Consider the following 25,987-nt stretch of genomic DNA (forward strand, 5'->3'; position numbering starts at 1 on the left):
CAGCATGACATCGGACGACGTCTTGTGCGTCGTATTCGAAATCGTATATGATCCCTGCAGCGGTGGCAAGCACCTCGCCACCCGACAACGTCGTCAGAGGAGCAACATGAGCGATCAGCCCGGTTCGCCCGGATTCACCCCCACAGGCACCATCGCCAGCCCGCACGACCGCCGCAGAGTGGTCGTGGCCACCGTCGTGGGCACCACGGTCGAGTGGTACGACTTCTTCATCTACGCGTTCGCCGCGGCGACCGTGTTCGCCGCCCTGTTCTTCGAGCCGATGGGTGCGGAGTTCGCGCAGATCGTGTCGTTCTTCACCGTCGGCGTCAGCTTCCTGTTCCGTCCGCTGGGTGCGTTCCTCGCCGGTCACTTCGGCGACAAGATCGGCCGGCGGCCGATGCTCGTGCTCACCCTGCTGCTGATGGGCGTCGCGACCACGCTGGTCGGCGTGCTGCCGACCCACGCCGCCATCGGCGTCTGGGCGCCGATCCTGCTGATCTTCCTGCGAGTGGTGCAGGGCATCTCGGCGGGCGGCGAGTGGGGCGGGGCCGTGCTGATGGCCGTCGAGCACGCACCCAAGGCCAAGCGCGGGATCTTCGGCGCGTCACCGCAGATCGGCGTGCCGATCGGCCTGCTGCTGGCATCCATGATGCTCGCCCTGATGGCGCAGATCGCCCCGGGCGACGCCTTCCTCGAGTGGGGATGGCGGGTGCCGTTCCTGCTGTCGATCGTGCTGATCGGCGTCGGCTACTGGGTGCGCCGCCGCGTCTCCGAAAGCCCCGTGTTCACCGAGATCGCGGAGCGCAAGGAGAAGAGCCGCATGCCGATCGTGCAGCTGCTGCGTCACCATCTGCCGCTGGTGATCGTCGCCGCGCTCGTGTTCGCCGGCAACAACGCCGTCGGCTACATGACCACCGGCGGATACGTGCAGCGCTACGCGACCGCCGTGCCGGGCCCTATCGAGCTCGACACGTCGGCGGTGTTCTGGGTGGTCGCGCTGTCGGGGGTGACCTGGCTCATCTCGACATGGTTCGGCGGCTGGCTCTCCGACCGGATGGGCCGGCGCAACACGTACATCCTCGGCTGGATCCTGCAGCTGGCCGGTGTGTTCCTGCTGTTCCCGCTGACCAACATGGGCACCATCCCCTCACTCGCCGCTGCGCTGGTGATCCTCACCATCGGCCTCGGCTTCACGTACGGACCGCAGGCGGCGCTGTACGCCGAGCTGTTTCCCGCGTCCATCCGCTTCTCGGGCGTCTCGATCTCGTACGCCATCGGGGCCATCCTCGGCGGCGCCTTCTCGCCGATGATCGCCCAGGCGATCTTCCAGGCCACCGGTTCGACGGCGGGCATCACCTGGTACCTCGCCGGCATGACCCTCATCGGACTGGTCGCGACGCTCCTGCTGCGCGACCGCTCGGGCATCCCGCTCGGCCCGGAGCACGAGGACCAGCAGGCCGAGAGCCCGATCCGCGGCCTGTCCAAGGCCTGAGTACCCTGAGGGGCGGATGCCGCGGCATCCGCCCCTCACCCGCAAGGAGAAACGATGCAGTTCCACCACCACGGCTACGTCTCGGGTGATCCGACCGTGCTGCCCGCCGAGGGCGTCGGCCTCGAGCGGCCGGTCGATCTTCCGGACGAGACGGACGTCCTCATCGTCGGTTCCGGCCCCGCGGGCATGCTGCTCGCCGCGCAGATGTCGCAGTTCCCCGAGGTGACCACGCGCATCATCGAGAAGCGCGAAGGGCGACTCGTGCTCGGACAGGCCGACGGCATCCAGCCGCGCAGCGTCGAGACGTTCCAGGCGTTCGGGTTCGCCGGGCGCATCACCGCCGAGGCGTACAACATCGGCTGGATGAACTTCTGGGGCCCCGACCCCGAGAACCGCGCGAACATCATCCGCACGTCGCGGACGGAGGACTACGGGCTGAAGATCAGCGAGTTCCCGCACCTGATCGTGAACCAGGCGCGCGTGCTCGACTACTTCGCCGAGGCCGCGCAGCACGGCCCGGGGCGGATCACCCCGGACTACGGCGTGGAGTTCCTCGGGCTGACCGTGCACGACGACGGCGAGTACCCCGTCGAGGTGCGCGTGCGGTACACGGCGGGGGAGCGCGCCGGTGAGGAGCGCACGATCCGCGCGAAGTACGTCGCCGGCTGCGACGGCGCCCGCAGCGGCGTGCGCGAGGCGATCGGGCGCACGCACGTCGGTGCGATGGCCGCACACGCCTGGGGCGTCATGGACGTGCTGGTGAACACCGACTTCCCGGACTGGCGCACCAAGTGTGCGATCAACGCCGAGGCGGGCAACATCCTGCACATCCCGAGGGAGGGCGGGTATCTCAGCCGCGTCTACGTCGACCTGGGCGAGGTGGCCGAGGGCGACAACAGGCAGGTGCGTCACACGCCGCTCGAAGCCGTGATCGCCAAGGCGAACGAGATCCTGCATCCCTACACGCTCGAGGTGAAGGAGGTCGCCTGGCACAGCGTGTACGAGGTCGGGCACCGCGTCACCGACGGGTTCGACGACGCGTTCGACGCCGACCGGCATCCGCGCGTGTTCCTGACCGGGGACGCCTGTCACACGCACAGCGCGAAGGCCGGGCAGGGCATGAACGTGTCGATGCAGGACGGCTTCAACCTCGGCTGGAAGCTCGGCCATGTGCTCACCGGGCGGGCGCCGGACAGCCTGCTGTCGACCTACGCCGCCGAGCGCCGTCCGGTCGCGCAGCAGCTGATCGACTTCGACCGCGAATGGTCGAGCCTCATGGCGCGCAAGCCCGAGGAGATCTCCGACCCCCAGGACCTCGCCACCTACTACCTGGCGACGGCGGAGTTCCCCTCCGGATTCATGACGCAGTACCCGCCGTCGATGATCATCGCCGGCGACGCCCACCAGGATCTCGCGGTCGGCTTCCCGCTCGGCAAGCGCTTCAAATCGGCGGAGGTCACCCGCGTCGCCGACGGCAACGCCGTACACCTCGGGCACCACGCGAAGGCGGACGGCCGCTGGCGGGTGTACGCGTTCGCGGATGCGGATGCCGCACGGCTGGCCGCCTGGGCCGAGGCCGCGACGCCGGTCTTCGCCCGGTTCACCCCGGCCGAAGGTGACTCGGATGCGGTGTTCGACGTGAAGGCGATCTACCAGCAGCGCTTCGACGAGTTCGAGGTCACCGACGCGCCCGCGCTGTTCCTGCCGAAGACCGGGCCCTACGACCTGACCGACTGGGAGAAGGTCTACGCCGCCGGCACCACGATCTGGTGCACCATGGACATCTTCGCCGAGCGCGAGATCTCGCGCGACGGCGCCGTCGTCGTGGTGCGTCCCGACCAGTACGTCGCCGCGATCCTGCCGCTGGATGCCGTCGACGAGCTGGACGCCTTCCTCGAGGGAGCCGTGCTGCCGGCGTCCTGACCGTCATCGTCGGCGTGACAAGTGTCACGCGAACGAGGTGACACCGCCCTCCGGATTTCGAGGCGTGCGGTGGCCAGGCTGGAAGCATGACCACCGCAACGCACCCCACTCCAGCCGCGGACGCGCTCGTCCCGACGAGACCCGGCGCCACAGCATCCGACACCGCCGTCGCCATCGCGGGCCTGCGCCGGCACTTCGGCGTCGGCGAGCGCGCCGTGAAGGCCGTCGACGGCATCGACCTGCGCATCGGCCGCGGCGAGGTCGTGGCACTGCTCGGCCCGAACGGCGCCGGCAAGACGACCACGCTCGACATGCTGCTGGGGCTCGCCGACCCCACCAGTGGCACCGTCTCGGTGTACGGGCAGAAGCCGGCCAAGGCCGCCAAGGCCGGCGTCATCGCGGCCGTGCTGCAGACCGGCGGCCTGCTGTCGGACCTCACCGTGCGCGAGACCGTCGAGGTGATCGCCTCCCTGCACGGGCCTGAGGCGCTCTCCCGTGTGCCCGACGTGCTCGCCCGCACCGAGCTCGACCGGCTCTCGCGCCGCCGCATCTCGAAGTGCTCGGGCGGCGAGCAGCAGCGCGTGAGGTTCGCGCTCGCTCTGGTCGCCGACCCCGACATCCTCGTGCTCGACGAGCCCACCGCGGGCATGGACGTCACGGCCCGGCGCCACTTCTGGAACGTCATGCGCGCCGACGCCGACGCCGGGCGCACCATCGTCTTCGCCACTCACTACCTCGAGGAGGCCGAGCAGTTCGCCCGCCGCACCGTCGTGATGCACCGCGGCCGGATCGTCGCCGACGCCCCCACCGCGCAGCTGCGCGCGAACCTCGGCGGACGCACGCTCGCCGCGACCCTGCCGGCCGGCGGCGCGGATGCGCTCCTCCGGATGCTGGCCGCAACCGACGGCATCACCGAGGTGCGCGTCGACGCCGAACGCGTGAGCCTGCGCGCGCGGGACTCGGATGCCGCCGCATCCGCTCTGCTCAACGCCGGGGCGCACGATCTCGAGATCGCCGCCCCCACTCTCGAAACCGCCTTCACGGCCCTCACGGAGGACTGACCATGACCATGACGATCTCACCCACCATGCTGCGCGTCGAGGCGATGCGCCAGATCCGCAACCCCTACACGCTCGCGTTCACGCTGGCGATGCCGGTCGCGATGTACCTGCTGTTCGGCGCGACCGCCGACTACGCCTCGGCGTCGGCCGGCAATGGCAACGTCGCCTTCTACGTCATGGTCTCGATGGCCGCGTACGGCACGGCCGTGGCGATGAGCTCGCTCACCTCGCTGGCCGCCACCGAGGCCAAGCAGGGCTGGGGGCGCCAGCTCGCGATGACCCCGCTCGGCACCGCCGGGTACGCGGTGACGAAACTGCTCACCGCCGTCGCCTTCGCCGCTCTCGCGGTGCTCGCCGTCTTCGTCGCCGGGCTGCTCACCGGAGCCGAGGCGACGGACGGCTGGCGCTGGGCGGCCACCGCGGGGATCATCCTCGGTATCGGGCTGATGTTCGGGCTGTACGGCCTCGGCGTCGGGCTGTTCTTCAACTCCGACACGGCAGCGGCGCTGGCCTCCATCTCGATGACCTTCTTCGCCTTCTTCGGCAACGTGTTCCTGCCGCTGGACGGCGTGATGCTCGACATCGCCCGGTTCACCCCGCTCTACGGTTTCGTCGCCCTCACGCGCTGGCCGCTCACCGACGGCGTGCTCACGACCGGGCACACCGACCCGCTCTGGACGCTCGTCGCGAACGTCGTCGCGTGGGTGGTCGTGTTCGGGGTCCTCGTGGCCGTCGGCGTCCGGCGGTCCACCTCGCGCCGATAGGGTCGAGATCATGACGGGACGTACGACCGCGCCGATCCCGCGCCCCCAGCGGGGCGCGGGATCGCAGTGGGAGCGCTACGGCTGGCTGATGGCCGTCGTCTGGCTCGTCTTCCTGGTCTACCCGGTGATGGCGCTGCTGCGATCGACCGCGGCGCAGGCATGGGTGGTGACGGGCTGGGTCGCACTCGGGGCCTTCGTGGTGATCTACGTGGCCGGCTTCGTCCACGGGATGAGTCTCGGCGGTGGGGGACTCACCACACCGCCGAAGCCGATCCAGTGGGCGGCGTTCGGCGGACTCATCGCCTGCGCGGCGCTGGCGGTGCCGGCGGCGGGCGGGTCGGCGCTGAGCTTTCTGCCGTTCATCATGTCGTTCGCGTCGTACGGGCTCACCCGGCTGGCGCACTGGGTCACGGTCTCGGTCTGCATCGCGATCACCGCGATGATCGTCCTCGCCGTCCCGGGTGGGATGGCCTACCTGTCGGTGCTGGCGATCCTGGTGATGCTGGCGGTGGTCAACACGGTCTCGACGACCCTGATCATCCGCTCGGACGAGGCGGAGCGGATCGGGCTCGAACTCGCCACCAGCGAGGGGCGCGAGGCCGTGGCGCGTGATGTGCACGACCTCGTCGGGCATTCGCTGACCGTGGTGAGCCTGAAGGCGCAGCTGGTGCGCAGGCTCATCGACAGCGACCCCGAGCGCGCCAAGGCGGAGCTCGCCGACATCGAAGCGCTCACGACCGAGGCCATCGCGGGCGTGCGGGCGACGGTCGCCGACGTGCGCACCGCAGCACTCGCGGGGGAGCTGGTCTCATGCCGCCGTGCGCTGCACGCCGCCGACATCACCCTGCGGGTGGAGGGGGAGGAGGCCGCGCTCTCGCCCGCGCAGTCGCTGACCGCGAGCTGGATCCTCCGCGAAGCGACGACGAACATCCTGCGTCATGCCGATGCGTCGACGGTCACCGTGCGCATCGCGCCGGGGAGGTTCGCCGTGGTCGATGACGGGCGCGGTCTCACGGGCGCCGAGGGCAACGGCGTCCGCGGGATGCGGGAGCGGGCGACGATCGGCGGAGCCGCCCTCGCCGTCGGCGCCGGCGATGGACGCGGCACGCGGGTGGAGGTGACGTGGTGACGGACGACGATCAGATCCGGCTGGTGATCGCCGACGACCAGACGATGCTGCGCGGTGCGCTGGCCGCCCTTCTGGACCTGGAGGACGACCTCAGCGTCGTCGGCGTCGCCGGTGACGGCCAGGAGGCCGTGCAGGTGGTGGCGCGGACGTTTCCGGATGTCTGCCTCATGGACATCCAGATGCCCGGCATGGACGGCATCGCCGCGACGCAGGCGGTGCGCGCCGCCAGCGCCGGCACCCGGGTGCTCATCGTGACGACGTTCGCGCGACCGGGCTATCTGCGCGCGGCACTGGATGCCGGCGCCAGCGGATTCGTCGTCAAGGATGCGCCGGCCGAGCAGCTCGCCGACGCCGTGCGCCGAGTGCACGCGGGCCTGCGCGTGGTCGATCCTGCGCTCGCCGAGGCGAGTCTGTTCGAGGGCGCGAATCCGCTCACCGAGCGGGAACGCCAGGTGCTGCGGCTCGCCGCCGACGGTCGCAGCGCTGCGGCGATCGCATCCGAGGTGTTCCTCTCCGCAGGCACGGTGCGCAACAACCTTTCGGCGGCGATCGGCAAGGTCGGTGCCGCGAACCGCGCCCAGGCGGTGCGGATCGCCCAGGACAAGGGCTGGATCTGACGCGGATGCCGGAGATCACCCGCTTTGCAGGAGCGATCCGGGCGGATCGCTCCTGCATCCCCGTTGATCTCCTGCAAAGCGGGTAACGCGGACGCCGCGGTCACGAGTTCACGCGGATGATCTCCTGCTGGTACGGCGCGATGACAGCGCCGGAGATCCGCAGATCGAGCACCAGGAACCGTCGCTCGGCGGGATCCTCGGCTGACCAGGTGCGCAGCCGATCGAGGTCGTCGAGGGTCCGCACGACGACCCCTTCCGCGCCGGCCGCCGCACCGAAGGCGGCGAAATCGACCTCGGGGATGCGCATCGGCGCTTCGGCGAGCCCCTTCAGCCCGTACAGGTTCACCTCGGCGCCGTAGGCGGCGTCGTTCCAGATCACGGCCATGCCGCGTCCGCCGGCGGCGCGGACGGCCGACTCCAGGTCGGCGATCGCCATCAGGCCGCCGCCGTCGCCCGAGGTGAGCACGATGGTCGACTCGGGCCGGGCGCGGGTCGCACCGACGACGCTCGGCCAGCCCTGACCGATCGACTGGAACGCGGTGCCGATCATCATCATGCGGTCGGGGGCGGCGACCGGCCAGTACATGTTCGCCCAGCCGATGAAATGCCCGCCGTCCGAGACGACCACGCGGTCGCCGGGCAGCAGCTCGGCGATCCGACGTGCCGCCGATCGGGGATCGAGGCGCCCGTCCGCGGCGATCGCATCGCCCTCGGCATAGGCCCGCGCTGCGGCCGCGTCGACCGACTCCCGCCACCCGGACGGGGCGGCGCCCGCGAGGCGCTCGACGAGCGCGGATGCCGCGAGACGAGCATCCGCCCGGACGAAGCCGCCGACATGCGCATGCGTGGCGGCGGGGAGCACGTCGATCTGGAAGACCCTTGTGCCCGGTGCGAACAGCTCGCCGAAGCGCATCGTGAACTGGTTGAGCGACGCGCCGAAGACGACGGCGACGTCGGCCTGCTGCACGAGCTCCATCGCACCGTCCGCGCCGAACCCGCCGGTCACGCCGAGGTCGTATCGTTCGTCGGGGAAGACTCCGCGGCCCAGGGCGGTGGAGGCGGTGAGTGCTCCGGTGGCGTCGGCCAGCGCTCCCAGCGCCTCCCCGGCGCCGGCCAGCCACGCGCCGCGACCGGCCAGCAAGAAGGGGTGCTTCGCGGTGCGCAGCGCCGCGGCGATGTCGTCGAGCATCCCCTCGGCGAACTCGCCGCGCGGGGCCAGTGGCGCGGGACGGCGCGGCGCCGGTGCCTCGGGCACGGGACCGGCGTCGAGCGCCGCGACATCGTAGGGGATCGCGAGCACCACCGGCACCCGGTAGGTGAGAGCGTGTTCGATCGCGATGACCGTCGTCGCGGCAGCATCCGCCCGACCGGTGGTATAGGTGCGGGCGCCGACCGCCGAGGCCAGGGCGATCTGGTCGACGTCCCACGGGCGAGGACCCGAGGTGGGCTCGTCGCCGACCACGAGAACGAGGGGCACGTGCGCCTGCACGGCCTCGGCGAGCGCGGTGATGGTGTTCGTGAATCCGGCGCCGTAGGTGGAGGTGGCGGCGGCGATGCGCCCTGATGCGCGGAAGTGCGCGTCGGCGGCGACGACCGCGCCCTGCTCATGGCGCACGGCGGTGAACACAGCGTCGGTCTGCGACTCGAGCGCGTCGAGGAAGTAGGCGTTGCCGTTGCCCATCACTCCGAAGACGTGATCGATGTGCTGAGCGAGTGTGAGGGCGACGTGGGCGGACACGGAGGGCATGACAGTGCCTTTCGAGACGGGAACGGATGCAGTCCGTATGTGTCTCGCCGCTCGCGCTGCGTCGCGGAGTGCTTCGTGCCCCTTTTTCGGGCACCGGCCTCGAAGGTCGGACGCGTCGATTCTAGCGCCGCGAAGCCTAGCGCTGCATGACGGCGACGTCGGCCAGCTCGAGCATGCTGCTGCTGCCGTCCGCGAGGCGGATCGCCGTCACGGCTTCGGCAGGAAGCGGACGCCAGTCGTCGGCGGCGACGCCGGTGGAGCCGATCAGGATCACGCCGTCGCGCGTGCGCGTCCAGCGCAGCGCGAAGTAGTCCTCGTTGTGCTCCTCGGGCAGATGTGGATGCCGGGAAATCACGCTCAGGTCGCGTTCGGAGAGGATGCTGCGCGCACTGGCGTGCACGACCACCAGCTGCTCGGCGTCGAGCAGGATCGCGTTCAGGCTGGCGAACGGGAACGCCTCGCGCAGCCGGGCGGCGACGCGCACCGCCGCATCCGCCAGCGGGAACCCGAGTGCCAGCTGCTCCCGGATCAGCGCGAAGTACATCTCGCTGTCGGTGTCGCCGTGCAGCTGGGCGAGAAGATCGGGGGAGAGCAGTGCCCGCAGATCGTCGAGAGGCTTCAGCGAGCCGTTGTGTTCGAACGCCAGATCGCCGACGTGGAAGGGGTGCGCGTTGCGGGCCGAGACCGGGATGCCAGGGGTGGCCCAGCGCAGGTGCACCATCGCGGAGCGGACCGGGGTCGACAGGGCGGTGCCGAAGGCGGGGTCGGATGCCGCGGACTCGGCCGAGCTGTGCACCTGAGGCGCCTGACCGGGGCGAGCGACCCCGGCCCATCCCCAGCCGTCGCCGTGCAGGCGCGCGAGGGAGAGGAGGCTCTCGATTCCCGCGGGTCCGAGTTCGCCGCCGGCGGTGGACTGGTCAGGGGAGACGAAAGCGAAGAGACGGCACATGAAGACCTCGGGTGAACGGCGATGCTGCCCTTCTGTTCTACCTCATCTCGGACGGGTGCCGGGCCGCGATGGGCGAGAATGAGCACATGACGGATGCGGTGATCGAGCGCGAGACGCTCACCTGGGACGGCTTCGGAGAGGCGACGCGGGAGCTCGCCCGTCGGATCCTCGGCAGCGGCTTCATGCCCGAGGTCGTGGTGGCGATCGCCCGCGGCGGACTGCTGCCGGCCGGTGCGATCGCCTACGGACTCGGCGCCAAGAACTGCGGCGCCATCAACGTCGAGTTCTACACCGGCATCGGCACGGTGCTCGACGCCCCCGAGGTGCTTCCGCCGGCGCTCGACATGGCCTACCTGGACGGCAGGCGAGTGCTGCTCGTCGATGACGTCGCCGACTCCGGGCGCACCCTGGCCCTCGCCGTGCAGCTGCTCGCCGAGAAGGGTGCGGAGGTGCGCTCGGTGACCATCTACACCAAGCCCACCACGATCATCCAGCCGGACTACGCCTGGAAGGACACCGATCTGTGGATCGACTTCCCCTGGTCGTACAAGGGCACGGTCGTGCAGGAGGATCAGGGCCTGCCGCCCTCGGCGTGACCTCCGGCTGCGGCAGCGGGCTCGACCGCTGCCACCGGTGACGTACGGAGCGACATACCCGAATCGACCCCGAGTCTCGAACATTATCTCGAACAACTTGCGACTCAACCGCGCAGCAGGGCCCGCAGCGTCTGGATCGTGTCGGCGTCGGCCGGTGTCTTGTCGTGCCGGTAGCCCTTCACCCGCGCGAAGCGCAGGGCGATACCGCCGGGATAGCGCGGCGAGCGCTGCACCCCGTCGATCGCGATCTCGACGACGATCTCGGGCCGCAGGAACACGGCCTGCGCAGTGCGATGGGTTTCGACCTCAGGGAACCGCTCGGTCTGCCAGCGCAGCAGCTCGTCGGTGAGACCCTTGAACGTCTTGCCGACCATCACGAATCCGCCCGGCTCGACGAACTCGCCGTCCGGGTCGTGAGCGCCGAGATGCAGGTTCGACAGCCATCCTCGGCGACGACCCGACCCCCACTCCGCCGCGAGCACGACGAGGTCATAGGTGAGCACCGGTTTCACCTTCACCCACGACTTGCCGCGCCGGCCGGCCGTGTAGGCGGAGTCGATGGCCTTCACCACGACGCCCTCGTGACCGGCGGCGAGGGCTTCGCGTGACAGCTGCTCGGCGGCCTCGGGGTCGTCGGTCACGATGCCGGGCATGCGCCAGTCGCCCGCGATGCGCTCCAGTTCGGAGAGACGAACGGACAGCGGCTCATCGATCAGGTCGCGGCCGTCGACGTGCAGCAGGTCGAAGAACCAGGGGCGCAGCAGCAGCTCACGCGAGACGTCGGCGCCGAACCGCGACATGGTCTGCTGGAAGGGCCGCGGGCCGCCGTCCTCGTCGAGCGAGAGCGTCTCGCCGTCGAGGATGAGATCGCGCGCGGGCAGCGCGCGCACGATCTCGACGATCTCGGGAACGCGGTGCGTGATGTCGGCCAGGCTGCGGGTGTAGACGCCGACCGTGTCACCATGGCGGTGCACCTGGATACGTGCGCCGTCGAGCTTGTACTCGACGGAGGCGCGGCCGGTGGTCCCGAGTGCGGCCGTAGGCGTGGCGGCCGTGGCTGCCAGCATCGGCAGCACGGGCCGGCCCACGGCGAGGCCGACGGCGTCGAGGTCGTCGATCGTTCCGGTCAGCGCGATCCGTGCTGTCTCGCCGAGGTCCCCCGAGAGCATCGCCGCGCGCCGCACCGATGCCGCCGGCTTGCCGGACGCACGCGCCACACCGTCGAGCAGCACACCCGCCAGCGCCCCGGTGCGCAGCTCGCCCAGCATCGCGCGGACCAGGAAGTCCCACTCCGCGGCGGTGGTCCGCTCGGCGAGACCGACGAGGAGCTCGTGCCGTACACCGGCGGATCCCGAGCCGGACGCCGCAGCGAGAGCATCCAGCCCGCGATCGACATCGCCGATCGTCAACGTCGGGACACGAGCGTGCTCGACCGAGAGAGCGGAGATCGTGCGCCATCCCACGCCCAGCCGGCCCTGCCGTGGCGAGGCCTGCAGCAGACCCATGAGAGTCGGGATCTCGTCCGGCTCGGCACGCTCCAGCAGGCGGGCGAGCGCCTCGATCTTGGCGAGCCGCGACGACGTGGCTGCGACGTCGTCGGTGGTGGCGACGAGCTCCGAGAGCATCATCCCCGCATTCTCGCACCGGCATCCGACATGCGGCACCCGGTTCCCGCGCGGATGATGCCGGACTCAGCGCCCGCGGAACTCCGGCGTGCGCTTCTCCTGGAAGGCCGCGAAGCCCTCCCGGTAATCGTCGGTGTCGCACAGGGCGGCCTGCGCGGCGTTCTCCACGTCGACCGATTCCCACAGTGTGAGGCGCTCGTCGCGGATGCGGCGCACGAGCTCCTTGCTGGCGAGGAACGCCCGGGTGGCGCCGCGGGCGGCGGCCTTCGCGGCATCCTCGGTCGCCTGCACCACCTCGTCGTCGGGGAACACCCGCGAGAACAGTCCGGCCGCGACGGCCTCGGCCCCCGATATCAGCCGGCCGGTGTAGATGAGATCGAGTGTCCGATGAGCGCCGAGGCGGTCGAGGAAGAGGGCATGTCCGCCGGAATCCAGCGTCGCTCCCAGCGCGGCGAACGGCGAGCCGATCTTGGCCGACTCGGCCACGTACACCACGTCGGTGGCGATCAGCAGGCCGAGCCCGACACCGAGGCATGCGCCGTGCGCGACGGCGAAGGTCGGCGCGGGGAACTCGGACATGCGCCGCAGCAGCGGGGTGACGACGCCGCCGAGGTAGCCCATCACGTCGTCGTCGCGCGGGTCGACGTCGGCGATGTCGCGCCCGGCGCAGAACGCCCGACCCTCGCCGCGCAGCACGAGCGCCCGCACACCGGCGCGCTCCGCCTCGTCGTAGGCGGCGTCGAGACCGTGCAGCGCCTGCTCGTCGAGCGCGTTGAGCCTGGCCGGCGCGTTCAGGGTGATGTGCGCGACGTCGTCGGCGATGGAGATGTCGATCATGGCTGCTCCTCGGTCGGACGGTCAGACGTCGTAGTCCACGACGATGCGGTCGCTGGTGGGGTGCGACTGACAGGTGAGCACGTAGCCGCGATCGATCTCGTCCGGTTCGAGCGCGTAGTTCTCGGTCATCGTCACGCTGCCCTCGATCACCCGCGCCCGGCAGGTGCCGCACACGCCGCCGGAGCACGCGAACGGTGCATCAGGGCGCACCCGCAGTGCCGCGTTGAGCACGGACTCATGCGCGTCGACCGGGCTCTCCACGGTCGATGAGACGCCGTCCAGACTGATCTCGATGCGGTAGGTCTTCTCACCCCTGCGCACCTCGACGCGGCGCGGTCCGCGCTCCGCGGGAGCATCCCCGTTGGTGAACAGCTCGAAGCGCACGTGCTCGCGGGGAACGCCGATGTCGGCCAGCACCTCGCGGCACAGGTCGACCAGAGCGAAGGGCCCGCACAGGAACCACTCGTCGACGGTGGCGGGCAGGATGAGCGCGTCGAGGATGGTGCGCAGCCGGTGCTCGTCGATGCGGCCCGACAGCACCGGTGCGGCCCGCTGCTCACGCGAGAGCACATGGTGCAGCACGAGACGAGTGGGGTAGCGGTCCTTCAGCTCGGCGAGGTCCTCGAGGAACATCACATCGCCGGTCGACTTGTTCGTGTACAGCAGTGTGAACCGCGTGGTGTCCGACGCGGCGAGCAGATTCTGCGCCAGCGACATCAGCGGCGTGATCCCCGAGCCGGCGGCGATGCCCACGACGTGCGCGCCGTCGAGTTCGGCGAGGCCGGAGGTGAAGGTGCCCTGGGGGCTCATCACGTCGATCTCGAAGCCCGGCCGCAGCTCCGTCTGCGCCCAGGTCGAGAACAGGCCTCCCTCGTCGCGCTTCACCGCGACGCTGAGGCTCGTCCCTCCGGACGTGACAGGCGCCGGGGGGCGGCACAGCGAGTAGGAGCGCCGGACCTCGGCGCCGTCGAGGTGCACGCGCAAGGCGACGTACTGACCCGGTAGGTAGTCGTAGGCGTGCGCGAGCTCGGCGGGGACGGCGAAGGTGACCTCGATGGCGTCGTCGGTGAGCGGACGCACGTCCGAGACGGTGAGGGTGTGGAACCGGGCGCGCCGCGACGAAGCCGGCGGATCGATCTCGCGCGGTACGGGTGCGGCCACGGTGTCGGGCATCCGGAACAGCGACATCAGATCACCTTGAAGTGGTCGAAGGGCTCCAGGCACGCGCGGCACTCGTAGAGCGCCTTGCACGACGTGGATCCGAAGGGGGAGACCTCACGGGTGTCGAGAGAGCCGCAGCGCGGGCAGCGCACGCTGAGGGCGAGGCGGATGGGACCGGATGCCGCGGCGCGGCCGGTCGGCGGTGCGATCCCGTACTCGACCAGCTTGCGCTTGCCCTCCTCGCTCATCCAGTCCGTCGTCCACGCCGGACTGAGCACCAGACGGACATCGACGTCGCCGAATCCGTCGGCGGTGAGGGCGAGCACGACGTCGTCGCGGATCGCGTCCATCGCCGGGCATCCGCTGTAGGTGGGCGTGATGTCGACCTGCACGTGCTCGCGGCCGTCGCGTTCCGCCACCGTCACGGCCCGCAGCACGCCGAGATCCTCGATGGTGAGCACCGGGATCTCGGGGTCGGCGACGCCGGCGGCGACACGGCGCGCGCGGTCGGCCCGATCGGTCCGTGGCACGGCGGTCATGTCGATCACCACGTCGCTCCCGGATGCCGCCGCGCCAGCACCTGCATCTCGGCGATCAGGTGTCCGAACGGCGTGGAGTGCATTCCGCGTCGGCCGCCGGCCGACGACGATCCGCCGGCCGGGATCTCGAGCTCGGCCTCGCGGAAGACCGTGTCGACGACGGCGTCGAAGCCGGCGCGCAGCGAAGAGGGCCGGACGGCGACGTCGCCGAGGCGGTCGATGAGCGGCTCGTCGCGGAACAACTCGGTCGCGTACGGCCACAGGTCCGCGAACGCGCGGACGATCCGCCGGCGCGACTCCTCGGTGCCGCCCGCGAGGCGCAGCACCCACTGCACGGCGTGGTCGCGATGGTAGTCGACCTCCTTGACGGACTTCTCCGCGATCGCGGCGAGCGTCGCGTCGGCCGACGACGTCAGCGCCCGGTAGAGCTCGAACATGTAGACCGACGCGAGCAACTGGCGCGCGATGGTCTGCGCGAAGTCGCCGTTGGGCTGCTCCATGAGCCACGCGCTGCGGAACTCCGGCTCGTCGCGGAAGTACGCCAGGTCGTCCTCGCTGCGGCCGTCCCACGAACCGGCGTAGTGCAGCAGGGAGCGCGCGTGACCCAGCAGGTCGAGGGCGATGTTGCCCAGCGCGACGTCCTCCTCGAGCTCCGGTGCCCGTGAGATCCACGCGCCGAGCTGCTGCGAGAGGATGAGGGCATCGTCTCCGAGCCACATCGCGTACTCGGCGATGTCGGCCGAGCGGGCGCTGCCGCCGGTGCCGGAGAGTTCCTCCGAGAGCCGCAACTCGGTGACGGAGACGTCCCCGTGCCCGCTCTCCGCCTCGTCGGTATGCGTCGCGCTCACAGGTGCGGCACCCCCTCGGATGCCGTGTAGTACACGGCGTGCCGGTAGTTCTTGCCTGCGGGGCTCTCGAAGAAGGCGTCCTTGCCGTCGGGGTCGCTCGTCGTGACGGCATCCGCGGGCACCACCCAGATCGACACGCCCTCGCCGCGGCGAGTGTACAGGTCGCGGGCGTTGCGCACGGCCATGTCCGCGTCCGGTGCGTGCAGCGATCCCACGTGCACGTGGCTCAGTCCGCGGTTCGCGCGGACGAAGACCTCCCACAGCGGCCAGGTCTCCTCCGGGGAGCCGCCAGGGGTCGCCATCACGCCACCTTCCCTTCCACGCGCAGGGCCTTCTTGCGGGCGTACTCGGCGGCCGCCTCGCGCACCCAGGCGCCCTCCTCGTGCGCGGTGCGGCGGCGCTCCAGACGCTCGGCGTTGCACGGGCCGTCGCCGCCCAGCACCTCGAAGAACTCGTCCCAGTCGATCTCGCCCATCTCGTACCGGCCTGTCTCCTCGTCGAAGCGCAGCTCGGGGTCGGGCAGGGTGACACCGAGGATCTCGGCCTGGGGGACGAGCATCCCGACGAAGCGCTGACGCAGCTCGTCGTTCGAGAAGCGCTTGATCTTCCACTTCATCGACTGGGCCGAGTTGGGCGACTGGTCATCGGGCGGCCCGAACATGGCGAGGCTCGGCCAGTACCAGCGATCCACCGCATCCTGCGCCATCGCGCGCTGCTCGTCGGAGCCCTGCATCAGGGTCAGCAGGATCTCGAAGCCCTGCCGCTGGTGGAAGGACTCCTCCTTGCACACCCGCACCATCGCGCGCCCGTACGGGCCGTACGACGCGCGGCACAGCGGCACCTGGTTGCAGATCGCGGCACCGTCGACCAGCCAGCCGATCGCACCCATGTCGGCCCAGGTGGGGGTGGGGTAGTTGAAGATCGAGGAGTACTTCGCCTTGCCGCTGATGAGCTGGTCCATCATCTCGTCGCGCGTGATGCCGAGGGTCTGCGCCGCGGAGTACAGGTACAGGCCGTGCCCGGCCTCGTCCTGCACCTTGGCCATCAGGATGGCCTTGCGCTTCAGGCTCGGGGCGCGCGTGATCCAGTTGCCTTCGGGCTGCATCCCGATGATCTCGGAGTGCGCGTGCTGGGAGATCTGCCGGATCAGCGTCTTGCGATACGCCTCGGGCATCCAGTCACGCGGTTCGACGCGCTGCTCGTTCGCGACGAGTTCATCGAACAGGCGCTCTCTGTCGGCGACGTCGCCGTCGATGAGCGACAGATCTGCGGGGCTGGTCATCATCGACTCCTGTGTTTACTGACCGATCGTTAGGTAATTTTGACACGACGGCAGACGGCGCGCAACCCCCATGCTGTGCCCGACGCAGAGCGCCGATGCTCAGCGCGAGCGGCCGATGAGCTCGAGCAGTGCCTGTCCGTACGCCTCGGAGGGGTCGGGATGCTCGTAACGCAGCGTCTCGCCGGCGATCTCGATCTCGACGACGAACGCGTCGGTGAGCCGTCGCAGGCTGCGGAACGTGCCCCGCAGCAGCTCCCGCAGCTGATCCTCGCGCGGAAGCCAGACCGCGTCGGCGAGCTGCACCGAGTCCAGCGCCCACTCGGTCGTGCCGTTGAACGCGAGGTCGGTGCCCGTCGGGGTCCGCCGCGCCTCGATGGTCATCTCGCTGACGGTGAAGATCTCGGCCTCGGCCTCGAGCTCGACGTCATCGGGCAGGTCCAGCTGGAAGCGGTCGCCGCTGGCCGGATGCCACACCAATCCGGCGTCCCGCAGGGCGACGGCCAGTTCGCGGCTGATCATCCCTCCACGCTAGACGAGTCGGACCGCCGCGAAGGTCGTCTGGTTCGGCCGCGGCGCGCCGGCTCGGTGAATGCACCGCGGGGCATGTCGGCGGAGTGCGGCAGAGTGGGGGCATGGCTTCCCCGAACTCCTCCGAGACCCGCGATGCCGCGCTCGCCGCACTGCGTGACCTGGTCGGTCGTCCCGATGCAGAGTTCCACGACGGGCAGTACGAAGCCATCGCGGCTCTGGTCGAGCAGCGCCGGCGGACGCTTGTGGTGCAGCGCACCGGCTGGGGCAAGTCAGCGGTGTACTTCGTCGCGACGCTGCTGCTGCGTCGCCGCGGCGCGGGTCCGACGGTCCTCGTGTCGCCGCTGCTCGCGTTGATGCGCGACCAGATCGCGGCTGCCGAGCGCGCCGGCGTGCGTGCCGTCGCGATCAACTCCACGAACGCGCACGAATGGGACGAAGTCACCGCGCGGCTGGATCGAGACGAGGTCGACGTGCTGCTCGTCTCGCCCGAACGCCTCAACAACCCGGCATTCCGCGAGCAGCAGCTGCCCGCGCTCGTGCGACGCATCGGGCTGCTGGTCGTCGACGAGGCGCACTGCATCAGCGACTGGGGGCATGACTTCCGTCCGGATTACCGGCGGCTGCGCGACCTCATCGCCGGGATGCCCGCCGGCGTGCCGGTGCTCGCCACCACCGCCACGGCCAACAGCCGGGTGGTGGCCGATGTGGCCGAGCAGCTCGAAGCGGGCGGCACCGGATCCGATGGTGAGCCGGTGCTCACGATCCGCGGCCCGCTGGCCCGTTCGTCGCTGCGGCTCGGCGTGCTTCCGCTGCCGGGGTCCGCGCAGCGGCTGGCCTGGCTGCTCAGCCACCTCGACGATCTGCCCGGCTCGGGCATCATCTACACGCTCACGGTCTCGGCCGCCGTCGACACCGCGCGGCTGCTGCGTGAGAACGGCCATGACGTGCGCGCGTACACCGGGCAGACCGATGCCGAAGAGCGTGAGGAATCCGAAGGGATGCTCAAGCGCAATGAGGTGAAGGCGCTGGTCGCCACCAGCGCGCTGGGCATGGGCTTCGACAAACCCGACCTCGGATTCGTGCTGCATCTGGGCGCGCCGTCGTCGCCCGTGGCGTATTACCAACAGGTCGGTCGTGCCGGCCGTGCCAGCGACAGCGCCGATGTGCTGCTGTTGCCCGGACCGGAGGACCGCGACATCTGGCACTACTTCGCAACGGCGTCGATGCCCGATCGGGAGCGCGCGGAGCGCGTCATCGCGGCGCTCGGCGACACACCCGTCTCGACGCCGGCGCTGGAGGCCGTCGTCGACATCCGGCGCACGCCGCTCGAACTGCTGCTCAAGGTGCTCGACGTCGACGGCGCCGTGCGGCGCGTGCAGGGCGGCTGGATCGCCACCGGGCAGCCGTGGACCTACGACGCGGAGCGGTATGAGCGCATCGCCGCCGAGCGTCGCGCCGAGCAGCAGCACATGATCGAGTACGAGCAGACCGGCGAATGCCGCATGGAGTTCCTGCAGCGCTCACTCGACGATGACACCGCGGCGCCCTGCGGTCGGTGCGACAACTGCGCGGGCCCGTGGTTCCCGCGTGAGGTCGGCAGCGATGCCGCCGGCGCCGCAGCGGAATCGCTCGACCGTGTCGGTGTCGCCGTCGAGGCACGCCGGCAGTGGCCGACCGGCGCCGACCGGGTGGGTGTCGCGGTGAAGGGCCGCATCCCCGTCGAGGAGCAGGCGAGCGAAGGGCGCGCGCTCGCGCGCCTCACCGACCTCGGGTGGGGCGGGACGCTGCGCGAGCTGTTCGCGGCGAATGCGACCGATGCGCCCGTCTCACCCCAGGTACTGGCGGCCTGCGTGCGGGTGCTCGCCGGCTGGGCATGGGAGCAACGGCCTGCCGCCGTGGTCGCGGTGCCCTCGCGCTCGCGTCCCCTGCTGATCGACTCGCTCGCCCGTGGCCTCGCCGAGGTCGGCCGGCTGCCGTACCTCGGCACCCTGGGAACGGCGAACGGCGGACCGAGCGGTCAGCCGGGCGGCAACAGCGTGTTCCGCCTCGCCGGCCTCTGGGATCGGTTCACCGCGGAGGGCATCGAGGTGCCGCCGGGACCGGTGCTGCTGGTCGACGATCAGGCGGACAGCCGATGGACGCTCACGGTCGCCGCCCGGGAGCTGCGCCGTGCGGGGGCGAGCGCCGTGCTGCCCTTCGTGCTCGCCGTGCGCGGCTGAGCGGCCGCACAGCGCCGCATCGGTGCTGTGCGGCGCGCCGCATCCGTCAGCGCAGGTCGTACACCCGCTTGTACTTGCCCTCGCTGCGCGGCAGCGCGCCGGGCTCCTCGAGGCGCACCGCGACGCTCGATCCGATGTGCGTCTTGATGCGCTCGGCGAGGACGACGGCGGCCGCTTCGCACACCTCGCGGCCCAGATGCGGGTGCCGCTCGATGCGCACCGACATGGCGTCCATGCGGCCCTCGCGGGTCAGCTCGATGACGAAGTGCGGGGTCAGGTGCTCGATGCCCAGCACGAGCTCTTCGATCTGCGTGGGGAAGATGTTCACGCCGCGCAGGATGATCATGTCGTCGTTGCGCCCCGTGATCTTCTCCATCCGCCGCATCGCCGGGCGGGCCGTGCCGGGCAGCAGCCGCGTGAGGTCGCGGGTGCGGTAGCGCAGCACCGGGAAGGCCTGTTTGGTGAGCGAGGTGAAGACCAGCTCGCCGATCTCGCCGTCCGGCAGCGGGTTGCCGTCATCGTCGACCACCTCGGGCAGGAAGTGGTCCTCCCAGATGTGCGGACCGTCCTTCGTCTCGACGCACTCGTTGCCCACACCGGGACCCATCACCTCGCTCAGCCCGTAGATGTCGAGGGCGTCGATGCCGAGGCGACGCTCCAGCTCGGCGCGCATCTCGTTCGTCCAGGGCTCCGCCCCCAGCACGGCGACCTTCAGCGACGTCGACGACGGGTCGATGCCCGCGTCCTCCATGGCGTCGGCGATCGTCAGCAGGTAGCTCGGCGTGCAGAGGATCGCGTCGGGCTCGAAGTCGCGGATCAGCTGCACCTGCCGGGCCGTCTGACCGCCCGACATCGGGATCACCGTGGCACCGAGGCGCTCGATGCCGGCGTGCGCGCCGAGCCCTCCGGTGAACAGCCCGTACCCGTAGGCGTTGTGCACCTTCATGCCAGGACGGATGCCGGAGGCGCGCAGCGACCGGGCGATGAGATCCGCCCAGTTCGACAGGTCGGCCTCCGTGTAGCCGACCACCGTGGGGCGGCCGGTCGTTCCCGAGGAGGCGTGCACGCGCCGCACCTGCTCCATCGGCACGGCGAACATGCCGAAGGGGTAGTTCTGGCGCAGATCCTCCTTCGTGGTGAAGGGGAGCAGCCGAACATCGTCGAGCGAGCGGATGTCGCCGGGCGAGACCCCTGCCTCGTCGAGCGCACGGGTGTAGTGCGGCACGTTCTGGTACGCGTGCCGCACCGTCCACTGCAGCCGTTCCAGCTGCAGCGCTTCGAGGTCGGGGCGGGACAGCCGCTCGGCGGCGTCGAGAGTGTCGGTGGCGGGTCCGGTCATCGTCGACATAGGGATCTCCGGTTCGGTCAGCGCGTCATTCCGCGGCGCGGTTGGTGGTGAGGGAGCGGCCGCGGAATTCGGCGACGACGTCGCCGGTCTCGTCGGTCACGGTGACGTCGTACAGGCCGGTTCTGCCGTTCACGACGCGGCGCTCGGCCGTCGCGGTGAGCGTCTGCCCCGCACCCGTGGATTTGAGGAAGGTGATGTCCGCGCCGGCCGCGACGGTCACCCGTTCGTCCTCGTTGCAGGCGATCGCGAACGCCGTGTCCGCCAGGGTGAACACGAGTCCGCCATGGGTGATGGCGAACCCGTTCAGCATGTCCTCCCGCACGGGCATCGACACCACCGCACGGCCGGGTTCGTCGACGTCGACGACCATGCCGAGCGATGCCGACGCGGCGTCCCGCTGCATCATCGCCCTCATGCCGGCACCGCCGCGGCCTCGGGGGTCTCGACATCGGCCGGCTGCTTGGTCACCAGGGTGAGCACGTCATAGATCGCGACGACCTCGTCGTCCTGGTTGCGGATCACCGCATCCCAGCGCACCTCGCCGTACTCGTCGGTCTCCCGCGGCGTGATCTGCTTCGCCGTGAGCTCGACCCGGATGCTGTCACCCGGCGAGACGGGGGTGAGGAAGCGCAGGTTCTCCAGGCCGTAGTTGGCGAGGACCGGACCGGGCGCAGGGTCGACGAAGAGGCCTGCCGCCCACGACACGAGCAGGTAGCCGTGCGCCACCCGGCCGGGGAAGAACGGGTTGGCGGCGGCGGACTGCTCATCCATGTGGGCGTAGAAGGTGTCGCCGGTGAAGCGCGCGAAGGTCTCGATGTCGTCGAGGGTCACTTCGCGCGACTGCGAGACGATCTGATCGCCGATGCGCAGTTCGGCCAGCGACTTGCGGAACGGATGCCGGCCGTCGGTGTTCGCCGCCGCACCGGCGTGCCACACACCGGTGAGCGCGGTGAGCATCTCGGGCGAGCCCTGCACGGCGGTGCGCTGCATGTGGTGCAGCACCGCGCGGATGCCGCCGAGCTCCTCGCCGCCGCCGGCACGCCCCGGACCGCCGTGCACCAGACCGGGCAGCGGCGACCCGTGGCCGGTGGAGGAGCGCGCGTCGTCGCGGTCGAGCAGCAGCATCCGGCCGTTGAACGGTGCGATGCGCGTCGCGAGCTCGACGGCCTGCACCGGGTCGTGTGTCGCCACGCTGGTGACCAGCGACCCGCCACCGCGGGCGACCAGCGCGGCGGCCTCGGCCGTCGTCTGGTAGGTGAGCAGCGACGACACCGGTCCGAAAGCCTCGACGCCGTGCACGGCGTCGGCCTGCGCATCGTCGAACTGCAGCAGCACCGGCGACACGAAGGCGCCGTCGGGTGCTGCTCCCGTGCTGCCGTCGGCCAGGCGCACCTCGGGGGCGTCGGTCGATCCGACGACCACCCGGCCGCCGGCGTCCTGCAGGGCGCGCACCTGGCGCAGCACCTCGTCGCGCTGCGCCGTGGAGACCAGTGGTCCCATCGTGACGCCCTCGCCGCGGGGGTCGCCGAGGACGGTCTTCTCGGCGATGCGGGCGCGCACGGCCTCGATGACGTCGCCCGCCGTCGCGGCCGGCACGATCGCGCGGCGGATGGCGGTGCACTTCTGACCCGCCTTCGTCGTCATCTCCACCACCAGCTGGCGGATGTAGGCGTCGAACTCCGGGGTGCCGGCGACGGCATCCGTGCCCAGGACCGAGGCGTTGATCGAGTCGGTCTCGGCGGTGAAGCGCACTCCGCCGGTCTGCACCGACGGGTGGCGGCGCAGGTTCTCAGCGGTCGACGCGCTGCCCGTGAAAGCGACCAGGTCGCCCAGCCGCAGGTGGTCGAGCAGGGAGGGCACGCTGCCGCTGATCAGCTGCAGTGAGCCGTCGGGCAGCAACCCGGACTCGACGAGGATGCGCACCATCGCCTCGGTCAGGTAGCCGGTCGGCGTGGCGGGCTTGATCACGGTGGGCATGCCCGCGAGGAAGGCCGGCGCGAGCTTCTCGAGCGGCCCCCAGACGGGGAAGTTGAAGGCGTTGATCTGCACGGCGACGCCGGGCAGCGTCGTGTAGACGTGGCGACCGAGGAACGAGCCGTCCTTCGACAGCGGCTCCACGGGGCCGTCGACGTGCACGGTGGCGTTCGGCAGCTCGCGGCGGCCCTTGCCCGAGTACGAGAACAGCACGCCGATGCCGCCGTCGATGTCGACCCAGGAGTCGGTTCTCGTCGCTCCCGAGCGCGCGGAGAGCGCGTAGAGCTCGTCCTTGCGCTCAGTGAGGGCGAGGGCGAACTGCTTGAGCAGCACCGCCCGCTGGTGGAAGGTGAGCCGGGCGAGGTTCGCGTGCCCGGTCGTGCGCCCGTACTCGAGGGCACCGGCGAGATCGAGGCCCGAGGTGCTGACGCGGGCGATCACCTCGCCCGTCGAGGCGTCGCGCACCTCGTTCGCGTCGGCGTCGTCCTGCGGAGTCCACCACTGCCCCTGCACGAAGCTCGGAAGGTAGTCGGTCATCAGTTCTCCTCATTCCAGTCGTAGAAGCCGCGTCCTGACTTGCGCCCGAGGTGCCCGTCGGCGACCATCCGGCGCAGCAGCGCGGGCGGTTCGAAACGGTCGCCCAGTTCGCGGGCGAGCTCCTCGGCGATGCCGAGACGCACATCGAGGCCGACGATGTCGGTGGTGCGCAGCGGACCCATCGGGTGCCGGTAGCCAAGGGTCATCGCGGCGTCGATGTCGGATGCCGACGCGACACCGTCCTCGAGCATCCGGATCGCCTCCAGGCCGAGCATCACGCCCAGCCGCGAGGAGGCGAAGCCGGGGGAGTCCTTCACCGTGATCGGGGTCTTGCCCAGCGCGTGCACCCAGCCCAGCGCGCGGTCGAGGACGACGTCGTCGGTCGCCGACCCCCGCACGATCTCGACCAGCGCCGACGCGGGCACCGGGTTGAAGAAGTGCAGACCCAGGAAGCGTCCCGGGTGCCGGCGGGTCGCGGCCAGGTCGTCGATCGAGATGGAGGAGGTGTTCGAGGCGAGTACGGCCGTCTCGCCGAGAACCCCTTCGGCGCGGGAGAGGGCCTGCTCCTTCAGATCGCGGTCCTCCGGCACCGCCTCGATCACGAGCTCGGCGTCGGAGAAGGCGGACACATCCGTGCCGACCGAGAAGCGGGAGGCCGTCTCGGCGATGTCGAAGCCGGCGTCGCGATCGGCCGAGCGGCGGATGCCGGCTCCGACGCGCTCCGCCGCGGCGTCGGCGCTCGCCGCATCCCGCTCGATCACCGTGACCCGCGATCCGGCCAGCAGGAACGCGTGCGCGATGCCCGCGCCCATGCGCCCGCCGCCCAGGACGCCGACGGTCTTCGGCGCGCTCACCGGCGTGCCCTTCCCGCTTCGCCCTGAGGGGTGCGTTCCGTGCGTCGCTCGAGGAACTCCGTCATGCGCCGCCGCTTCTCCTCGCTTTCGAACAGCTCGGCCTGCAGCTCGCGTTCGATGTCGGGATGCTCGTGCCGCGGCGCGCGCAGCGCGCGCTTGGTGTGCTGGGTGGCGAGCGGGTCGTTCCGGGCGATGCGGTCGGCGATGGCGTGCGCGGCGGTGAGCAGCTCATGGGCAGGGTGGACCGACGAGATCAGGCCCCAGGCGAGAGCGTCATCGGCGTTCAGCACCCGGCCGGTGAGCAGCAGCTCGCTCGCTCGGGCCGCTCCCACGATCTCGGGCAGCCGCCAGGTCGCGCCGGCCGCGGCGATGATGCCGAGCCCGGTCTCGGGGTTTCCGATCTTCAGGGTGGGGGCGGCGATGCGGATGTCGGCGGCGTAGGCCAGCTCGGCGCCACCGCCGAGGGCGTACCCCTCCACCGCGGCGATCACGGGCATGGGCAGCTCGCTGAGGCGGATGAACGCGGTCGCGTTGATCGCGCGGCGGGCATCCTCCGCGCGCCGTGCGCGCAGCTGGGCGATGTCGGCTCCGGAGGCGAAGACGCCGTCGGAGCCGGTGATGATGAGGGTGCGCGGCTCGGCTTCAAGCGCGGCGCACAGCGCATGCAGCGCGTCGATCGTCTGCTGGTCGATCGCGTTGCGCTTGTCAGGGCGGTTCAGGGTGGCGACGACGCGGTCGTCACGACGCTCGACGAGCACGGGTTCGCTCATGCCACCCGCTCCAGGATCATGGCGGTGCCCTGGCCGACTCCGACGCACATGGTCGCCAGTCCGAGGCCTGCTGCCTCGCGCTCCATCCGGCCCATCAGCGTGACGACGATGCGGCATCCGCTCGAACCGAGGGGATGGCCGAGGGCGATCGCGCCGCCGTCGCGGTTCACGATCTCAGGATCGAGGCCCAGTCGGCGCATCGAGGCGATCGACTGCGAGGCGAAGGCCTCGTTGAGCTCGACGGCGCCGAGGTCGTCGACGGAGAGCCCGGTGCGCTTCAGCGCCCGCTCGGTCGCGGGAACGGGGCCCAGCCCCATGATCTCGGGGGCGAGAGCGGCGGAGGTCGACGTCACGATCCGCGCGCGGGGTGTCAGGCCGTGGCGGCGCACTGCTTCGGCGCTCGCCACCACGACGGCGGACGCGCCGTCGTTGAGCGAGCTCGAGTTCCCCGCGGTCACGACGCTTCCGCCGGAGACGACGGGTCTCAGCCCGGCGAGCGCCTCGAGGCTCGTGTCGCGACGTGGCCCCTCATCGACGAGCACGTCGCCGGTGCGGGTGGGGACGGCGACGATCTCCGCCTCGAAACGGCCCGCGTCGATCGCGGCGACGGCACGGTGCTGACTGCGCAGCGCGAAAGCGTCGGCATCCTCGCGGGTGATGCCGTCGCGGCGCGCCACCTCCTCGGCGGTCTCCGGCATCGAGAACGTCGCCTTGTCGCGGGCGAGCAGCCGCGGGTTCGCGAACCGCCAGCCGATGGACGTGTCGAACGCGTCACCGGGCTTCGCCCAGGCCCGCTCGGGCTTGGCCTGCACCCAGGGAGCACGGGTCATCGACTCCACGCCGCCGGCGAGCATGACGTCGGCGTCGCCGGCGCGGATCGCCTGTGCGGCCATCGCGATCGCCGACATCCCGGACGCGCACAGGCGATTCACCGTGATGCCCGGCACGTGGTCGGGCAGCCCGGCGAGCAGCACCGCCATGCGCGCCACGTTGCGGTTGTCCTCGCCGGCCTGATTCGCCGCGCCGAGGATCACCTCCTCGACCGCGTCATCGGGGAGCTCGGCGCGCTCCACCGCGGCCCGCACGACGAGCGCGGCGAGGTCATCGGGCCGCACGCTCGCGAGTGCTCCGCCGTAGCGTCCGACGGCGGTGCGCACTCCGCCGACGAGAAAGGCGTCTGTCAC

24 protein-coding genes are annotated in these 25,987 nt (G+C 70.8%); 8 read left to right on the plus strand and 16 right to left on the minus strand.

The features are described 5' to 3' along the window. Positions 1-106 precede the first annotated feature (106 nt). The 6 genes from ACFWH5_RS12740 to ACFWH5_RS12765 all read left to right on the plus strand — a co-directional run bounded on the left by ACFWH5_RS12740 (position 107) and on the right by ACFWH5_RS12765 (position 6,986). Complete coding sequence (locus ACFWH5_RS12740) at positions 107-1,492, plus strand: MFS transporter (RefSeq protein ID WP_378835112.1); 1,386 nt, start codon at positions 107-109, stop codon at positions 1,490-1,492. Between the two features lie 54 nt (positions 1,493-1,546). Beyond that, entirely contained in the window at positions 1,547-3,415 is a 1,869-nt protein-coding gene (locus ACFWH5_RS12745; RefSeq protein WP_378835113.1) for an FAD-dependent monooxygenase, read from the plus strand. 86 nt (positions 3,416-3,501) lie between these two features. Beyond that, the gene (locus tag ACFWH5_RS12750) at positions 3,502-4,476 is read left to right on the plus strand and encodes an ABC transporter ATP-binding protein (RefSeq protein WP_378835114.1); all 975 of its coding nucleotides are present in this window, start codon (positions 3,502-3,504) and stop codon (positions 4,474-4,476) included. A gap of 2 nt (positions 4,477-4,478) precedes the next feature. Next, complete coding sequence (locus ACFWH5_RS12755; protein WP_378835116.1) at positions 4,479-5,240, plus strand: ABC transporter permease; 762 nt, start codon at positions 4,479-4,481, stop codon at positions 5,238-5,240. A 10-nt stretch (positions 5,241-5,250) separates the two neighbouring features. After that, positions 5,251-6,369 carry a sensor histidine kinase gene (locus ACFWH5_RS12760; protein ID WP_378835117.1) on the plus strand — a complete coding sequence of 373 codons (1,119 nt, stop codon included), beginning with the start codon at positions 5,251-5,253 and terminating at the stop codon, positions 6,367-6,369. After that, the gene (locus ACFWH5_RS12765; protein WP_378835119.1) at positions 6,366-6,986 is read left to right on the plus strand and encodes a response regulator; all 621 of its coding nucleotides are present in this window, start codon (positions 6,366-6,368) and stop codon (positions 6,984-6,986) included. Before ACFWH5_RS12760 ends, ACFWH5_RS12765 begins: the two co-directional genes overlap by 4 nt. A gap of 100 nt (positions 6,987-7,086) precedes the next feature. Here the strand turns inward: ACFWH5_RS12765 and ACFWH5_RS12770 are convergent, their stop codons facing one another. Next, positions 7,087-8,733, minus strand: coding sequence for a thiamine pyrophosphate-binding protein (locus ACFWH5_RS12770; RefSeq protein WP_378835120.1), 1,647 nt, complete (start codon positions 8,731-8,733; stop codon positions 7,087-7,089). A gap of 136 nt (positions 8,734-8,869) precedes the next feature. Next, positions 8,870-9,682, minus strand: coding sequence for a class II glutamine amidotransferase (locus ACFWH5_RS12775; RefSeq protein WP_378835121.1), 813 nt, complete (start codon positions 9,680-9,682; stop codon positions 8,870-8,872). A gap of 86 nt (positions 9,683-9,768) precedes the next feature. Here ACFWH5_RS12775 and ACFWH5_RS12780 point away from each other — a divergent pair, with 86 nt between their 5' ends. Beyond that, the gene (locus ACFWH5_RS12780; RefSeq protein WP_378835122.1) at positions 9,769-10,278 is read left to right on the plus strand and encodes a phosphoribosyltransferase; all 510 of its coding nucleotides are present in this window, start codon (positions 9,769-9,771) and stop codon (positions 10,276-10,278) included. Positions 10,279-10,382: 104 nt separating this feature from the next. Here ACFWH5_RS12780 and ACFWH5_RS12785 read toward each other — a convergent pair whose 3' ends face one another. The 8 genes from ACFWH5_RS12785 to ACFWH5_RS12820 all read right to left on the minus strand — a co-directional run bounded on the left by ACFWH5_RS12785 (position 10,383) and on the right by ACFWH5_RS12820 (position 17,089). Next, on the minus strand, positions 10,383-11,906 hold the full coding sequence (locus ACFWH5_RS12785) for an ATP-dependent DNA ligase (protein ID WP_378835123.1): 1,524 nt from the start codon (positions 11,904-11,906) through the stop codon (positions 10,383-10,385). Between the two features lie 63 nt (positions 11,907-11,969). Further along, positions 11,970-12,740, minus strand: a complete 771-nt coding sequence (locus ACFWH5_RS12790) for an enoyl-CoA hydratase/isomerase family protein (RefSeq protein WP_378835125.1) — start codon at positions 12,738-12,740, stop codon at positions 11,970-11,972. A 21-nt stretch (positions 12,741-12,761) separates the two neighbouring features. After that, positions 12,762-13,913 (minus strand): 1,2-phenylacetyl-CoA epoxidase subunit PaaE, encoded by a 1,152-nt coding sequence (paaE, locus tag ACFWH5_RS12795; protein ID WP_378835778.1) that lies wholly within the window; start codon positions 13,911-13,913, stop codon positions 12,762-12,764. Between the two features lie 14 nt (positions 13,914-13,927). Next, a complete protein-coding gene (gene paaD, locus ACFWH5_RS12800) occupies positions 13,928-14,440 on the minus strand; it encodes a 1,2-phenylacetyl-CoA epoxidase subunit PaaD (protein WP_378835781.1) in 513 nt (170 codons plus the stop codon). Between the two features lie 5 nt (positions 14,441-14,445). Further along, entirely contained in the window at positions 14,446-15,288 is an 843-nt protein-coding gene (gene paaC / locus ACFWH5_RS12805; protein ID WP_378835126.1) for a 1,2-phenylacetyl-CoA epoxidase subunit PaaC, read from the minus strand. Beyond that, positions 15,285-15,590 carry a 1,2-phenylacetyl-CoA epoxidase subunit PaaB gene (gene paaB / locus ACFWH5_RS12810; RefSeq protein ID WP_378835127.1) on the minus strand — a complete coding sequence of 102 codons (306 nt, stop codon included), beginning with the start codon at positions 15,588-15,590 and terminating at the stop codon, positions 15,285-15,287. Before paaB ends, paaC begins: the two co-directional genes overlap by 4 nt. Continuing rightward, positions 15,590-16,570: a 1,2-phenylacetyl-CoA epoxidase subunit PaaA gene (paaA, locus tag ACFWH5_RS12815; protein ID WP_378835128.1), complete on the minus strand. Its 981-nt coding sequence runs from the start codon at positions 16,568-16,570 to the stop codon at positions 15,590-15,592. Before paaA ends, paaB begins: the two co-directional genes overlap by 1 nt. 99 nt (positions 16,571-16,669) lie before the next feature. Continuing rightward, positions 16,670-17,089, minus strand: coding sequence for a pilus assembly protein CpaE (locus ACFWH5_RS12820; RefSeq protein WP_378835129.1), 420 nt, complete (start codon positions 17,087-17,089; stop codon positions 16,670-16,672). Between the two features lie 113 nt (positions 17,090-17,202). On the opposite strand from ACFWH5_RS12820, the gene ACFWH5_RS12825 reads away from it, so the two are divergent. Next, the gene (locus tag ACFWH5_RS12825; RefSeq protein WP_378835130.1) at positions 17,203-19,320 is read left to right on the plus strand and encodes a DEAD/DEAH box helicase; all 2,118 of its coding nucleotides are present in this window, start codon (positions 17,203-17,205) and stop codon (positions 19,318-19,320) included. Positions 19,321-19,366: 46 nt separating this feature from the next. Here ACFWH5_RS12825 and paaK read toward each other — a convergent pair whose 3' ends face one another. The 6 genes from paaK to ACFWH5_RS12855 are packed head-to-tail and all read right to left on the minus strand — an operon-like array spanning position 19,367 to position 25,987. Continuing rightward, a complete protein-coding gene (gene paaK / locus ACFWH5_RS12830; protein ID WP_378835783.1) occupies positions 19,367-20,659 on the minus strand; it encodes a phenylacetate--CoA ligase PaaK in 1,293 nt (430 codons plus the stop codon). A 34-nt stretch (positions 20,660-20,693) separates the two neighbouring features. Then, on the minus strand, positions 20,694-21,074 hold the full coding sequence (gene paaI, locus ACFWH5_RS12835) for a hydroxyphenylacetyl-CoA thioesterase PaaI (protein WP_378835132.1): 381 nt from the start codon (positions 21,072-21,074) through the stop codon (positions 20,694-20,696). A 5-nt stretch (positions 21,075-21,079) separates the two neighbouring features. Continuing rightward, positions 21,080-23,179 (minus strand): phenylacetic acid degradation bifunctional protein PaaZ, encoded by a 2,100-nt coding sequence (gene paaZ / locus ACFWH5_RS12840; RefSeq protein WP_378835133.1) that lies wholly within the window; start codon positions 23,177-23,179, stop codon positions 21,080-21,082. Then, positions 23,179-24,033, minus strand: coding sequence for a 3-hydroxyacyl-CoA dehydrogenase family protein (locus ACFWH5_RS12845; RefSeq protein ID WP_378835135.1), 855 nt, complete (start codon positions 24,031-24,033; stop codon positions 23,179-23,181). The genes paaZ and ACFWH5_RS12845 overlap by 1 nt, the downstream gene beginning before the upstream one ends. Continuing rightward, on the minus strand, positions 24,030-24,803 hold the full coding sequence (locus tag ACFWH5_RS12850; RefSeq protein WP_378835136.1) for an enoyl-CoA hydratase/isomerase family protein: 774 nt from the start codon (positions 24,801-24,803) through the stop codon (positions 24,030-24,032). Before ACFWH5_RS12850 ends, ACFWH5_RS12845 begins: the two co-directional genes overlap by 4 nt. Continuing rightward, the gene (locus tag ACFWH5_RS12855) at positions 24,800-25,987 is read right to left on the minus strand and encodes a thiolase family protein (RefSeq protein ID WP_378835137.1); all 1,188 of its coding nucleotides are present in this window, start codon (positions 25,985-25,987) and stop codon (positions 24,800-24,802) included. Before ACFWH5_RS12855 ends, ACFWH5_RS12850 begins: the two co-directional genes overlap by 4 nt.

This window comes from Microbacterium sp. NPDC058345 (genome assembly GCF_042723855.1).
In the GTDB taxonomy this organism is placed as follows: domain Bacteria; phylum Actinomycetota; class Actinomycetes; order Actinomycetales; family Microbacteriaceae; genus Microbacterium.